Annotated in this window: 12 protein-coding genes; 4 read left to right on the top strand and 8 right to left on the bottom strand. The window is 48.2% G+C overall.

The annotated features are described in order from the left end of the window. Window positions 1–17: 17 nt before the first annotated feature. From G7Y39_RS04980 to G7Y39_RS04960, 5 genes are all read right to left on the bottom strand, one after another. A complete protein-coding gene (locus G7Y39_RS04980; protein ID WP_165155666.1) occupies window positions 18–1,229 on the bottom strand; it encodes a radical SAM protein in 1,212 nt (403 codons plus the stop codon). Next, a complete protein-coding gene (locus G7Y39_RS04975) occupies window positions 1,190–1,435 on the bottom strand; it encodes a hypothetical protein (protein WP_165155664.1) in 246 nt (81 codons plus the stop codon). Before G7Y39_RS04975 ends, G7Y39_RS04980 begins: the two co-directional genes overlap by 40 nt. A gap of 215 nt (window positions 1,436–1,650) precedes the next feature. Then, window positions 1,651–2,406, bottom strand: a complete 756-nt coding sequence (locus tag G7Y39_RS04970; protein ID WP_165155662.1) for a succinate dehydrogenase/fumarate reductase iron-sulfur subunit — start codon at window positions 2,404–2,406, stop codon at window positions 1,651–1,653. Window positions 2,407–2,436: 30 nt separating this feature from the next. Next, window positions 2,437–4,380, bottom strand: a complete 1,944-nt coding sequence (locus G7Y39_RS04965; protein ID WP_165155660.1) for a fumarate reductase/succinate dehydrogenase flavoprotein subunit — start codon at window positions 4,378–4,380, stop codon at window positions 2,437–2,439. A 48-nt stretch (window positions 4,381–4,428) separates the two neighbouring features. Then, the gene (locus tag G7Y39_RS04960; protein ID WP_165155658.1) at window positions 4,429–5,121 is read right to left on the bottom strand and encodes a succinate dehydrogenase cytochrome b subunit; all 693 of its coding nucleotides are present in this window, start codon (window positions 5,119–5,121) and stop codon (window positions 4,429–4,431) included. A gap of 323 nt (window positions 5,122–5,444) precedes the next feature. On the opposite strand from G7Y39_RS04960, the gene G7Y39_RS04955 reads away from it, so the two are divergent. Both G7Y39_RS04955 and G7Y39_RS04950 read left to right on the top strand, forming a co-directional pair. Then, complete coding sequence (locus tag G7Y39_RS04955; RefSeq protein ID WP_165155656.1) at window positions 5,445–7,649, top strand: patatin-like phospholipase family protein; 2,205 nt, start codon at window positions 5,445–5,447, stop codon at window positions 7,647–7,649. 38 nt (window positions 7,650–7,687) lie between these two features. Next, entirely contained in the window at window positions 7,688–8,359 is a 672-nt protein-coding gene (locus tag G7Y39_RS04950) for a DUF2461 domain-containing protein (RefSeq protein ID WP_165155654.1), read from the top strand. A 12-nt stretch (window positions 8,360–8,371) separates the two neighbouring features. On the opposite strand, the gene G7Y39_RS04945 is transcribed toward G7Y39_RS04950, so the two are convergent. Then, window positions 8,372–9,556 carry an LruC domain-containing protein gene (locus G7Y39_RS04945; RefSeq protein WP_241159962.1) on the bottom strand — a complete coding sequence of 395 codons (1,185 nt, stop codon included), beginning with the start codon at window positions 9,554–9,556 and terminating at the stop codon, window positions 8,372–8,374. Between the two features lie 328 nt (window positions 9,557–9,884). On the opposite strand from G7Y39_RS04945, the gene G7Y39_RS04940 reads away from it, so the two are divergent. Then, entirely contained in the window at window positions 9,885–10,295 is a 411-nt protein-coding gene (locus G7Y39_RS04940; RefSeq protein WP_165155650.1) for a DUF3836 domain-containing protein, read from the top strand. Between the two features lie 161 nt (window positions 10,296–10,456). Here the strand turns inward: G7Y39_RS04940 and G7Y39_RS04935 are convergent, their stop codons facing one another. Next, entirely contained in the window at window positions 10,457–11,818 is a 1,362-nt protein-coding gene (locus G7Y39_RS04935) for a TrpB-like pyridoxal phosphate-dependent enzyme (protein ID WP_165155648.1), read from the bottom strand. 157 nt (window positions 11,819–11,975) lie between these two features. Between G7Y39_RS04935 and G7Y39_RS04930 the strand changes: the two genes are divergently transcribed. Continuing rightward, a complete protein-coding gene (locus G7Y39_RS04930) occupies window positions 11,976–13,196 on the top strand; it encodes a DcaP family trimeric outer membrane transporter (protein WP_165155646.1) in 1,221 nt (406 codons plus the stop codon). A 53-nt stretch (window positions 13,197–13,249) separates the two neighbouring features. On the opposite strand, the gene xerD is transcribed toward G7Y39_RS04930, so the two are convergent. After that, window positions 13,250–14,155 carry a site-specific tyrosine recombinase XerD gene (gene xerD / locus G7Y39_RS04925; RefSeq protein WP_165155644.1) on the bottom strand — a complete coding sequence of 302 codons (906 nt, stop codon included), beginning with the start codon at window positions 14,153–14,155 and terminating at the stop codon, window positions 13,250–13,252. Between the last annotated feature and the right edge of the window lie 60 nt (window positions 14,156–14,215).

Genomic DNA, 14,215 nt, shown 5'->3' with positions numbered 1-14,215 from the left:
GGCTATGAGGGATTTGTTCACCGGATATTCAGTTGATGTAAACGTCCAATATCCAGATTATATTTGGCTTCTATTGTTTGTAATTTCTGCTCATCGATGGCTAGGGGGTGATTCAATCGCTTCGTTTCCCGGTATCCTTTATATACGGAGCAAATCATCTTACGTGGATTGAAAATAACGGATGAAGTGATCCAGCAGCCGTGCGTACACCAACAGTTGGCTCTATACCCATGTCCGATAGCGGCTATTTCCTGTTTCATCGCTTCGCCATTCATCACTTTACTTATATCGCAACCATACTCTTTTATATTCCCGAGCGGCTCCCGTAATTCGCAGGCACGAAAACGTCCGTCGTAGTCGATTACCAAGGTAGTCTCTCCGGCCGTACAATCCATCCCCCAAGGGGTCGGGTGATCTATATTGCTGGCGCGTACATTATACAAGGTACGTATAAGACCGAGATAGAAGAAGCGTGTGATCGGTCTCCTTAAACCAGTGGTATCCGCTACCATCCGCTCTGCGTACGCTGAATAGATAGGGGATATGTCGTCTTGTATTTTGCGTAGCGTTGACTCGGTTAGGATTTTCACGCCATCGTCACGAGTCATGCCTCTGGCGGCCTCAATCGTATGCGTGGAGATATGGAAACGCCCGTATACCCAAGCCATGAAGTCCTCTATCTGGTCTATGTTGTATTTCGTGATAACGGTTGCTATATTCTTTAAGACTTTACCATCGTCTCCGAAATTCTCCTGTATTTTACGCAGGGCTTCTAGCGCCTTATAGAAGTTTCCCGGTACGCCTCTCTGTGTATCATGGGTCGTGCCGAAGCCATCCAAGGAAAGGCTTACGTTAATATTGCAATCCGGACAGTTCTGGCGGAATCGTTTTATCCATTCCACGATCCGGTCTGGTTTTAAGCCGTTCGTAGGGATGTTTACATCTTTAATATGGTTGTTTTTGTAGAACAACTCCAATATTTCCGGTAGATCCTCACGTAGGGTAGGCTCTCCCCCGGATATCCATAATCGGTTGAATTGTCCGGCGGTTTCTGATATCTTCTTGATTTCATCGAACGTGAGGTCGGGTTGCTTCTTATCCATTTCTTGGGCATAGAAGCACATCGCACATTTGGCATTGCATCGGCCTGTTACGAAAAGGAAGATCGACTCGAGTTTTCTTTCCGTGCTCATAGCCCTAAAAGAACTGGTGGTTCGTTTTTTGTCCATTTTATTTTTGTTTTATCATTTGTCTTATCTGGCGCATGATTTTTCCCTTGTGTTTGATCAACACCCGGAGAAGATAACATAAGAAGCCAAATAAAATACTTATTAGCATATACGATGATCTTTAAAGGCAAAGATCGATGATAAAATGACGCTAAACAATCTCTATTTACAGGATTTTGTGATCCATATTTAAAAGGTAGGCCCATAAACAATTAAAGCTTGTCTCCCGACAAGCCCTAACCCAATTTTTTTAACCTTAAATCTAATACTATTATGAAAAAATCACAATGCGAATGTACGAAGTTCTCAACTCTTGTTAAAGGGTGTAATGCTAAATTATGTTTTGCGATATATAACAAAAAATAAAAGAGCGCCTTTCTTTTAGAGAAAGGCGCTCTTCCCATGATATACTAATCAAATATTAGTCTTGTAATTTAGCGCAAATGAACTCACGGTTCAAACGAGCGATGTTACTAACGGAGATGTTCTTCGGACATTCCATCTCGCAAGCGCGTGTGTTTGTACAGTTGCCGAAGCCAAGCTCATCCATCTTAGCAACCATTGCTTTGGCACGGCGAGCAGCCTCGACTTTACCTTGAGGTAACAAAGCCAGCTGGCTAACCTTAGCGGATACGAATAACATAGCGGAACCATTCTTACAAGCGGCAGCACAAGCACCACAACCGATACAAGCGGCGGCATCCATAGCTAAGTCAGCATCCTCCTTTGGGATAGGTATTGCGTTAGCGTCGGGTACACCACCTGTGTTGACAGATGTGAAACCACCGGCTTGGATGATTTTGTCGTAGGCGTAGCGGTCTACCATCAAGTCGCGAATAACAGGGAAACCTGCGGAACGCCACGGTTCGATTGTGATCGTCTCTCCATCGTTGAAACGACGCATATATAGCTGGCAAGTCGTAGCTCCGGTCGCCGGTCCGTGCGGGTGTCCGTTTACATACAATGAACACATGCCACAGATACCCTCGCGGCAGTCGTGATCGAATACGATCGGTTCCTTACCTTCGTTGACCAACTGTTCGTTCAAGATATCCAACATTTCCAAGAAAGAGACACTCTGATTGATCTTCTCAATTTTGTATGTCTCGAACTGTCCTTTCTCCTTCGGACTTCTCTGACGCCAAACCTTAAGTGTTACACTTATATCTTTATCCATGATTCTAATTTTTTCTGAAATTGATGATTATTACTTCTTGTAGTTACGTGTTTGAGGAACAACGAACTCATAGTTCAAATCCTCCTTCAACATGACAGGCTCTTTGTCCTCGCCTTGGTACTCCCAGCAAGATACGTACATGAACTTATCGTCATGACGCAAGGCCTCACCTTCTTCTGTCTGGTGCTCCGTACGGAAGTGACCACCACAAGACTCAGCGCGATCCAAAGCATCGTGTGCCATCAATGTACCGATCTCGATAAAGTCGGCTACACGTAATGCTTTCTCTAACTCTGTATTCAAGCTGTCCGCATTGCCCGGGATGAATACGTTGCTCCAGAACTCTTTCTTCAAGTCTTTCAGCATCTGGATAGCTTCTTGCAAACCTTTTGCGTCGCGTGCCATACCGATATGTTCCCACATGATATGACCTAGTTTGCGGTGGATAGTGTCTACGGTTTCTTTACCTTTGACGTTCATCAAATTTTGGATACGATCCTTGATGGCCTTTTCTGCCTCGACGAACTCCGGCAGATCTGTACTGAAGCGCGGAACTTGGATTTGGTCGGACAAATAGTTCTGGATCGTGTATGGTAATACGAAATAACCATCGGCCAATCCCTGCATCAAAGCGGAAGCACCTAAACGGTTCGCTCCGTGATCGGAGAAGTTAGCCTCACCAATAGCGAACAGGCCCGGAATAGAGGTCATCAACTCATAGTCAACCCACAATCCCCCCATTGAGTAGTGCAATGCCGGGTAGATCATCATCGGAGTCTCGTATGGATTATCGTTCGTGATCTCTTCGTACATGTCGAACAAGTTGCCATATTTCTGTTTAACGACCTCTTTACCTAAACGGTTGATTGCGTCGGAGAAATCCAAAAATACGGCCAAGCCCGTACTGTTCACGCCGAAGCCTGCGTCGCAACGCTCTTTAGCGGCGCGAGAAGCCACGTCACGAGGTACCAAGTTTCCGAATGCCGGATAACGACGCTCCAAATAATAATCACGGTCTGCCTCGGGAATATCTTTACCTTTCTTCGTCCCGGCCTGTAAGGCTTTAGCATCCTCTAGTTTCTTCGGAACCCAGATGCGACCGTCATTCCGTAAGGATTCGGACATCAAAGTCAATTTAGATTGGAAGTCTCCTTTCACCGGTACGCAAGTCGGATGGATCTGAACCATACAAGGATTAGCGAAGTAAGCGCCTTTCTTGTAGCATTGCCATGCGGCGGAACCGTTAGATGCCATAGCATTGGTAGACAAGAAAAACGTATTAACATAACCACCCGTGGCTACAACTACAGCGTGAGCGGCATAACGCTCGACCTTACCTGTAATCAAGTTTCGGGCGATGATCCCGCGAGCACGACCGTCTACCTTAACTACATCCAACATCTCATGGCGAGTATACATCTTAACCTTACCCAAACCGATCTGACGGCTCAACGCTGAGTAAGCACCTAACAAAAGCTGCTGACCCGTCTGGCCACGGGCGTAGAACGTACGAGATACCTGAGCGCCACCGAATGAACGGTTATCCAATAAGCCACCATATTCGCGAGCGAAAGGAACACCTTGAGCCACGCATTGGTCAATGATTGAGTTAGAAACCTCAGCCAAACGATAAACGTTAGCCTCACGAGCACGATAGTCACCTCCCTTGATCGTATCGTAGAACAAACGGTAAACAGAGTCGCCGTCATTCTGGTAGTTCTTAGCAGCATTGATACCTCCTTGAGCTGCGATGGAGTGCGCACGGCGGGGAGAATCTTGGATACAGAAGTTCAATACATTGAATCCCATCTCTGCCAGAGATGCGGCAGCGGAAGCTCCAGCCAAACCTGTACCGACTACGATAACATCCAAACGACGCTTGTTAGCGGGGTTCACCAATTTCTGGTGATTTTTATAATTAGTCCACTTCTCAGCCAACGGGCCTTGAGGTATTTTAGAATTTATTTCAGACATAATGATTTAATTTCAAAAGTTCTTAATTATAAAACCTGTAGCTTGCTATTAAGCACCTACTCCGTTTAAGAAGAAGATGACAGTGATGATTGCGAAAAGTCCGCAAATAACCGTAGCTACGATCTTAGAGATACATTCCCAACGGTTCATCCAGATCGTATTATTCCAACCGATTGTTTGGATAGCGCTCCAGAATCCGTGAGTCAAGTGGAACCACAAAGCCACGTACCAGATCAAATAAAGAACGGTGATCACGACATTACCGTGGAAGTAATAGTTGATGAAAGCGGCTCCATCTTGTGGAGATACCATAGCTGACCCCAATGCCATTTCGTGATGACCGATCAATTCGGCGAACATCATCTTATACCAGAACTGGCTGAAGTGTAATAGCATGAACAGGATGACGATCAAACCCAGAACGAACATGTTCTGAGATGCCCATTCCACGCCTTTCGGACGAGCGTTGATAGCGTAACGGTCGTTACCACGTGCCTTACGGTTTTGCAAGGTAAGAATGATAGCGTACACGAAGTGGATCACAACGCCTGCGGCCAATACGAGAGTGGCTGCCACGGCGTACCAATTAGAGCCCAACAGCGAACAAACCATGTTATAAGCCTCTCCGGAGAAAACGGCCGTCACGTTCATCGACAGGTGGAACAATAAGAACAGAACAAGAAAGAGGCCTGATATACTCATTATCAGCTTCTTCCCGATAGAAGAATTAAGTAACCACATAAGATAGTAATTTAAGTTATTTAATTGTGTTTGGAAATTTCTACTTAAACTATGTAAGTATCACGCAAAGGTATGCTAAATCCATATATCGCGCAAACGATTAAAGAAATATTTCTGCATTAATGGAGAGGTTAGGGCATGTGCCCCGACACATGAAATAGTACGGAAGGAAAAGGCTTCAAATACGTGCGTTAATTTAGTTCAACCAACAGACAGCGATTTATTTAAGGATAGATGGAGTTCCGGGCCTAAAGCGGGATTTGGCTATCTATCCGTTTGCGTTTTCGAGTAAACCTACTATATTTGCCGGAAAGAATATCTAGATGAGGAAGTCCCTTTTATTGTGGTTGGTTGGGTTGATGTTGGTGCCTTCTGTGATGGCTGAGCGGAAAAAGGTTGGCTTGGTATTAGGAGGCGGTGGAGCGAAAGGTGTCGCTCATATCGGGGTGTTGAAGGTGCTGGAGGAGGCAGGTATCCCGATCGACTATATTGCCGGCACCAGTATGGGGGCGATCGTGGGTGGTTTGTATTCCATCGGGTATGACGCGGCGGAGATTGACAGCATGGTGCGGTTGCAAGATTGGAGCATGTTGCTAAGTGACCGTGTGAAACGTAGTAACCTCACTTTCCCGGAGAAAGAGAACTCCGAGCGGTATGTCTTCTCCCTCCCTTTTGGCCGGAACAAGAAAGACCGGGTGATACAGGGGATGATTAAGGGACAAAACCTGCAAAACCTTTTCTCTGACCTGACGATCGGCCATCATGATTCCGTGGATTTTAACCAATTGAACATACCTTTCGCTTGTGTAGCCTTAAATGTCGTGGATGGGGAAGAATATGTATTCCATCAGGGTAGTCTTCCTCTGGCGATGCGCGCCAGTATGGCGATCCCTGCTGTTTTCGCTCCGGTGCGTTTGGATAGTATGGTACTGGTGGATGGGGGCATCAAGAATAATTACCCCGCGGACGTGGCCCGGGATATGGGGGCAGATATTATCATCGGCGTGGATCTCGGTACCAGTGATCTCAAGCAATTGGAGAAGATCAATACCCCTTGGGATATCATCGGACAGATCATTGCTTTGCATGGCTATGAGAAATATGGCCCGAACAAGGAACGGACGGATTTGCTGTTTCGCCCGAATACGGAACCGTATAATTCCGCCAGTTTTAGTGAGACGGCGTTGGACACGCTGATTAACCGGGGAGAACAGGTCGCCCGTAAGCAATGGAACGAGATCTTGGCCTTGAAAGAGAAGATTGGCTTGACGGATGGTTCGGAGATATATGCGTCAAGACAGGCCCATTCTTATCCGGTTGCGGATACGGATACATTCTATATCCATCGGATCTTGTTTGAGGGTGTTGACCCGCGTGACGAGCGATGGCTGTCGCAAATCAGCGGTTTGAGAGAGAACAGCCTGATCACCGTAAAGAAGTTGCGGAAGGCTATGTCGATCGTAGTGGGGACGAATCTCTACTCGAATGTCAGTTATAAATTGGTGGGGGAGAAACAGGAGGATTTGGTGCTTACGGTGCAAGAGAAATCCAGCAGCGCGATCAACGTTGGACTGAACTTCAATAGCGAGGATATCGTGGCCTTGTTGCTGAACGCGACCTTTGATAACCGTGCCCGGTATCATTCCAAATTCTCCGTGACCGGAAGGATCGGAAAGCGTATGTATGGCAGGGTGGATTATGCGATAGAACGGAATCCCTTGCGTAACATCAACTTGTCTTATATGTTCACGTATAATGATCTCGACGTGTACAATCGGGGGAATAAGATCCTGAACACGACGTACCGCCATCATTTTGTGGAATTGGGTTACTCGGATATGAATTGGCTGAACTTTAAGTTGAAACTGGGGGCCAGGTATGAGTATTTTGATTACAACTCTTTTCTTTATACGGATGACAACCATGATTATCAAGTGAAGCCGGAAGGCTTTATCAGTTACTTCGCCCAAGCGCATCTGGAGACGCTGGATCGCAGCTATTTCCCGAGCAGGGGCGTCTCCTTGCAGGCGGATTATTCCATCTATACGGATAATTTCGTGACCTATAAGGGACATACTTTCTTCTCCGCCTTGAAGCTGAGTTTCTTATCCGTATTGCCTTTGACTTCTCACCTGAGTTTATTACCTTCCATAGACGGTCGTGTGCTTATCGGGAAAGATCCCGCCTATCCGTTCTTAAATGCCGTCGGTGGCGATATGCCGGAAAGATACCTTCCCCAGCAGTTACCGTTCGCGGGGATCAACCGAATGGAGATATTCGATAATTCCGTGGCGATCGTTCGCTTGAACTTGCGTCAGCGTATCGGGCAGCGGCACTATATTTCGTTGATAGCCAACTATGCGATCCATGAGGATAATTTCTTCGACCTGTTCAAGGGAGAAAGTGTATGGGGAGGCAGCATCGGTTATGCTTACAATAGTATGCTCGGCCCGATGAATACGAACTTCGGATTGTCGAACCGGAATAATAACCTGCAATTTTATCTGAATCTGGGTTACAGTTTCTGATATTTCTTACCTTTGCAAGGATTAAAAAATGGAAAGTTATGAATGAGCGGATCATAGAGTTCTTGACAGAGCTGAGGAGCCATAACAACCGGGAATGGTTCCAAGAGAATAAAAATCGTTACGACGCGCTACGTAGGGCTTTTATCGATGAGGTACAGGATCTAATCGGTCGTATCTCCTTGTTCGATCCCGAGGTAGCCGGGTTGGAGGCGAAAGATTGTTTGTTCCGGATATACAGGGATATCCGTTTCTCTCCGGACAAGACTCCCTATAAATGTCATTTCGCCGCTTACATTTCCCAAGGGGGGCGTGCCAGCGAACGGGGTGGTTATTATATCCATCTGGAGCCGGAGGGTTGCTTGCTTTCCGGTGGCGTGTGGTGCCCGCCGCCTGCGCTATTGAAGAGACTCCGTCAGGATATATACGATCATATCGAGGAATTTACGGCCATTATCGAGGAACCCGCATTTAAAAAAACATTCCCGGTGCTAGTTGGAGAGACGCTGAAACGTATGCCCGCCGGCTATCCAATGGATTCCCCTTACGGCTATATCGTGAAGCATAAGGATTTCAGCGTGATGTCTTATAAGCCAGACAGCTTCTTTTACGCTACGGATTGGATGGACAAGGCGGTGGATGACTTTAAGTTGTTATTGCCGTTCAACCGTTTCTTGAACTATACGGTGGATGAATATCTGGGGAGGGTTTAAAACCTCCCGGCTTTATTCTCGGGCATAAATCCACTTGTCAACGGTATTCTGGCTTTTATACCATTGTACATGCTCGCTACCTCCACTTACCCATTTCAATATATCCGGATAGGCATCACCGATAAAAACTTGTTCCACCGGGTATTTGAAATCGCCCGGTATCATTAAGGCCCATACGCAATTGTCATTTGAGTAAGAGCGGTATTTGACACCTTTTGGGGTATAGCTATAATCGCGTTGATGGATTTCCGTGCGTAAGACGTCGCCTTCCCGCTTTAGTACGGTGGTGAAAAGATCGATGTCATCAATGGTCAAATCTTTTACGGCACCGGCAGCGAACGAAAAGGTGATCAAACGTTCTTGCGTTCCCCTATAGGGAAGGTCGTTATCGGTATTGATCATTTCATGAAAAAAGAATAATCCATGTATGTCATCCGATAGGACATAAATCGGAGTCTCGGTTTCTGTTTCCGGAGTCGTTCTCCAGCCATTTAACTCGGCTTCCCGGATCTCCTCGGGAGTCATGCCGGGGAAATGGATGAACGCTCCGGACCGCTTGCTCCCGCCTAGCGCGCGGAACGTCAGTTTTATATTGGCGGATTGTACGTAATCCTCTTTCATGGAAGTCTCCAGCTGCACTTTTATCACGACATCGTTAAAATCATAATCTCCATAATAGGGGAAAGAGTCCTCTACGATAAACGTGTAGGTGGAAGATACGCTTCGTGTCGGGGTGCGGCTGACCGGAGTGGCGGTTGTTTCCCGCGATACGGCCAGCGAGTCGAAAGCGCAGACATTGTCGTTACCCGGTGTCAGGGCGACAGGAGCGGTAGCCCGATAGCCGGTAGGGGTCGTCAATTGTACGTAGACTTGGCCCGGCTCTCCCTTGGGATAGATGATCTTCTTATCGAAAAGTGTTTTCTTTGAGCAGACCCCGGTGGCGAGAAGATTCGCCTCCGGATCTTCCGGGCTTTTATCAAATACCTCCACCAGATAATTATAGGCGCCATCATAAGGGTCGAAAGACCGTACGGTAAGGCGAGATGTTTGTATCATCGACCAATCGAAATCGGAGGCGACCGTTACCTTTGAGAATGGATTAGGACCTTCTCCCGGGATCTTATCGGAAGGATCATATACATCCTTCGTACACCCCGCGAATAGGATCAAAAGAAAGGATGTGATAAACAGTTTCATGATTTGTCGCATGTCAAGAATTCAATTTGCGTTCCACCATCGCGAAGGTAAGAATATATTTTTATTTTATTAAAAAAGCGCTGGCTAAAGTTCTCTTTTGAAAGTTGCGCCCGGCCGGCGGTAAATAATAGGTATTTAAAAATCAGGGAAACTTACGATTTGGTTTACAATATGGCAACAAATAAGGGAAAATCGGAGAATGTGAAGGCTCTAAATGTGTTAAATATTGTGATATCGCTAACGATTTATCAATTTTATTTTGGCGGTTATCGGGAAACTTTCTTACTTCGTGGTACGAGATGACAGTAACCTTATAAATCAAAATAGTATGAAAACATTAGTTCGGAGTAAAAGCATTCTTACGCTTGTTTTTATGTTCATGTGTAGTTTAGCGGTGAGCGCGGTGTCTCCCAAGGATTATCTGTATGATACGAAAGAGGAGAATGGCAAGATTGTCTCTAAAGTGGTGTTCTTGCAGGAGAACGGGCTGTTGAGCAAACAGGTAAGATATGAGTTCCAATACAACGAGAACGGCAAGGTTTCCGAGAAGAAAGCGTTCCGTTGGGATCGGGCGAACGATGAGTGGGTCCCGTTCTATCAGATCACTTATCAATATGATGATCAAAGTGGAGAGATAAAGACCAGTTACGGCATGTGGGACAAGAAGAAGAAAGACTTTAGCCTGAATGTCCAGAACATGGTTATCCCGAGTGTCAATTACGAAGAAATTTTCTCATAATACATACTTAAACAAAGATTTTCATAGGCAAATAGGGAAAAGGGGCGATGGGGTATCGCTCCTTTTCTCGCTATTATGGGTCCGGTAAGGGGCATGGCCCCCGGGCTCCACGGGGTTTTTGCCCCCGGCGAGCCCGGCCGTATCCGCCTGCCCGATTCCTATCAGATGATTTTCTCCAGATCTTTCAGGTTGTTCGCCACCTCCTCGTCCGTCACCTCATGGTTCGTCAGGTCACCGGCCAGATATTGGTCGTAGGCGGCCATATCGATCAAGCCGTGGCCGGATAAGTTGAACAAGATCGTGCGAGGTTTACCCTCGATCTTGGCCTGCTCTGCTTCCCGGATCGCCGCGGCGATCGCGTGAGACGATTCCGGGGCCGGTATGATCCCTTCCGCTTGTGCGAATAAGGTGGCGGCCTTGAAGGTATCCAATTGTTCGATATCCACGGCGCTCATCAACTTGTCTTTCATCAACTGGCTGACGATGGAGCCGGCGCCATGATAACGCAAGCCTCCCGCGTGGATATTCGCCGGAGAGAAGTTATGCCCCAGCGTAAACATCGGGATCAGCGGAGTATAGCCGGCCTCATCGCCGAAGTCGTATTGGAATTGCCCTCTCGTGAGTTTCGGGCAAGATGCCGGCTCCGCCGCGATGACCCGGATATCCCTGCCTTCCGTCAGTTTATGGCGCAGGAATGGGAACGTGATACCGGAGAAGTTGGAACCGCCGCCGAAACAGCCGATGATGACATCGGGATACTCTCCCGCCATCTCCATTTGTTTCTCGGCTTCCAGGCCGATGACGGTCTGATGCAGCATGACGTGGTTCAATACGCTGCCCAACGTGTATTTGCAGTTCGGTGTCTGCATGGCCAGCTCTACCGCCTCGGAGATGGCGGTGCCCAGGCTGCCTTGATAATTGGGATGGTCTGTCAGGATCTTGCGTCCGGCTTTCGTGCTCATGCTCGGGGAGGCGATCACTTGCGCTCCGAAAGTCTGCATGATCGAGCGGCGGTAGGGTTTCTGGTGGTAACTGACCTTTACCATGTAGACGGCAAGCTCCAGGCCGAAAGCCTTTGCCGCGTAGGAGAGCGCGGCGCCCCATTGCCCGGCGCCTGTCTCGGTTGTGATATTTGTCGTGCCCTCTTGCTTGCAGTAATAGGCCTGAGCCAGGGCCGAGTTCAGCTTATGTGAACCGATCGGGCTTACGCTCTCGTTCTTGAAATAGATATGAGCGGGCGTATCCAGCGCTTTCTCCAACCCGGTGGCACGGACCAGCGGGGTCGGCCGCCATACCTTGTAGAGCTCGCGTACCTCGTCGGGGATCTCGATCCACGCGTCTGTCGTGTTCATTTCCTGATGCGAGACGCCTTTCGAGAACAGGGGATACAGATCTTCCTCCTTCAGGGGTTGTTTGGTTTGCGGGTTCAAGATAGGCAGCGGTTTGCTCTTCATGTCCGCCACGATATTATACCATGCCGTTGGTATATCTTTTTCTTCTAGCAAAAACTTTTTAGTACTCATTTCCTTTATCTGGTTTTACAATGTCAATTTGATTGGCTCTTTAAGGCTTACAATTTGGAAGCAAAGGAACAAAATAATATTCGTTTCCTCAAATGGAATCCCCAAAAATGTATACATTCGCGGCTCGCAAGGTAAGAAAACTAACAACTGAATTACAATGAGACGGATTACCCTGTCGCTCGTGGGGATGCTAGCCTTATTTTCTACGACAGCGCAAAAGAAAAACTTCACTTACGAATTCTACGGGCAGGTACGCGGAGACCTGTTCTACAATTCCCGCGCGAACGCCGAGATCGTGGATGGTTTGTTCCACCTGTATCCGAAAGACGTGGCGCCGGACGCGGATGGCAAGGACTTGAACGCGAGTCCGAACGGTAGTTTCTACCTGCTTTATTCCCGTTTGGGGATTGACGTGCGAGGGCCGGAGGTCGGTTCGGCCAAGACCTCCTTGAAACTGGAGGGCGATTTCCGGGGCTCGGGTAGCGACTGGGCGGTGCTTCGCGTCCGCCATGCCTACGTGAATCTGGATTGGGGCAAGTCCGCAGTCTTGATCGGACAGACGTGGCATCCGCTATTCGGCGAGGTCTTCCCGCAGCTGCTAAATCTTTCTACGGGCGCCCCGTTCCAGCCCTTTAATCGCAGCCCGCAAATCCGTTATCGTTACGCGAGCAACAGCTGGCAACTGACCGGGTCGGTCCTGTGGCAGTTGCAATATCTATCGGCCGGGCCGAATGGGAAAAGCGAGGAATATATCAAGAACAGTTGCGTACCGGAGGTCTATCTCGGGGTGGATTACAAGAAACCCGGTTGGCAGGTAGGAGCCGGTATGGAAATCTTGTCGTTGGTGCCGAGAACGCGGAGCGAGATGGATGGGAAGACCTATAAAGTCAGCGAGCGGGTTACTTCCGTATCCGGCGAGGCGCATGCGAGATACCAAGACGCGAATTGGTTGGTGATGGCGAAAACCTTGCTGGCCTCCAACCTGACGCAGGCCTGCATGTTGGGCGGTTACGGCGTCACCTCGATCGACCCGCGTACCGGCGAGCAGGAATACGCGCCATACCTCTTCTCGACTTCTTGGTTGAATATCGTGTACGGCAAGAAATGGAAACCGGGTTTGTTCCTGGGCTATTTGAAGAACCTGGGCGCGAGCGAGGCGCTGGTAGGTGAGACCTATGGCGTAGGCCTGGACGTAGATCAGGTATTTACGGCTAACCTGCAACTTTCGTACAACCTCCCGCACTGGAAACTGGGTGTCGAATACAGCCCCTCCATCGCTTGGTACGGTAACGTAGACTTGCAGGATGGCGGACGGATCCACGACACGCACTCGGTAACCAACCATCGTGTATTGGGCGTGTTGATTTATAGCTTTTAATGGGTTCACAGGGTTGCCAATACCGCCCGAGGAACATTCTGCTTCTGTCCTTTTTAAGTCCTTGGCTTGCTCCTTGGATGATGTCGCAGTATCTCTTCGCGAAGGAATTCCCGGTCGATATGTGTATAGATCTCGGTGGTGGTGATTTTCTCATGCCCCAGCATCTCTTGGATGGCTCGTAAGTTGGCGCCGCCTTCCAGCAAGTGGGTGGCGAAAGAATGGCGGAAGGTATGGGGGCTTACGTTCTTATGGATACCGGCGGCCTCCGCCTGTTGCTTGATGATGTGAAATACCATGATACGGGAGAGGGCCGTCCCTCGCCGACTTAGGAATAGAATATCCTCGAAGCCTTTTTTAACCGTGATCGAATTCCGGTCATAGAGATAGTTCTTGATTTCCCGTAAAGCGATCTCGGAGATAGGGACAAGCCGCTGTTTGCTTCCCTTGCCCTCTACCCGGATGAAACCTTCCTTGGGATAGATATCCGAATAACGCAGGCCGGTAAGCTCCGATACGCGCAGTCCGCAGCTATATAAGACTTCCAGCATCGCGCGGTTGCGCTGTCCTTCGGGAAGCGTGAGGTCTATCGTATCGAGAATGCTGTTTATCTCGTTGACGGTGAGAACCTCCGGTAGCTTCAGCCCGATCTTGGGAGATTCTAACAATTCGGTCGGATCATTTGTTATATAATTGTCAAGCAATAAGAAACGATAGAACGATTTGATTCCCGAGATGATGCGTGCTTGCGATCGGGGATGGATACCGATGTCTCGTAATTGGGCGATGAATTGCTGCAGGTCGTCGTAGGTGATCTCCTTAACGTCCTTTTTCTCATCCTCCGCGAAACGCAGCAATTTGTCAAGATCTGTCAAATAGGCGTCGATCGAGTTGCCTGAGAGCGATTTCTCCAGCCGTAAATAGGTCTTATATCGGTTGATTATGTCTTTTCCTTGTCGCATTGTCAGTATGTCGTTATGAATGTGTCAAATAAAATCCTTACCTTTGCCGAGTGATTCCGG

Origin of the sequence: Parabacteroides sp. ZJ-118, from assembly GCF_011038785.1 — a bacterium.
Taxonomy (GTDB): Bacteria; Bacteroidota; Bacteroidia; order Bacteroidales; family Tannerellaceae; genus Parabacteroides.
This window is presented reverse-complemented; position numbering and strand designations above follow the sequence as displayed.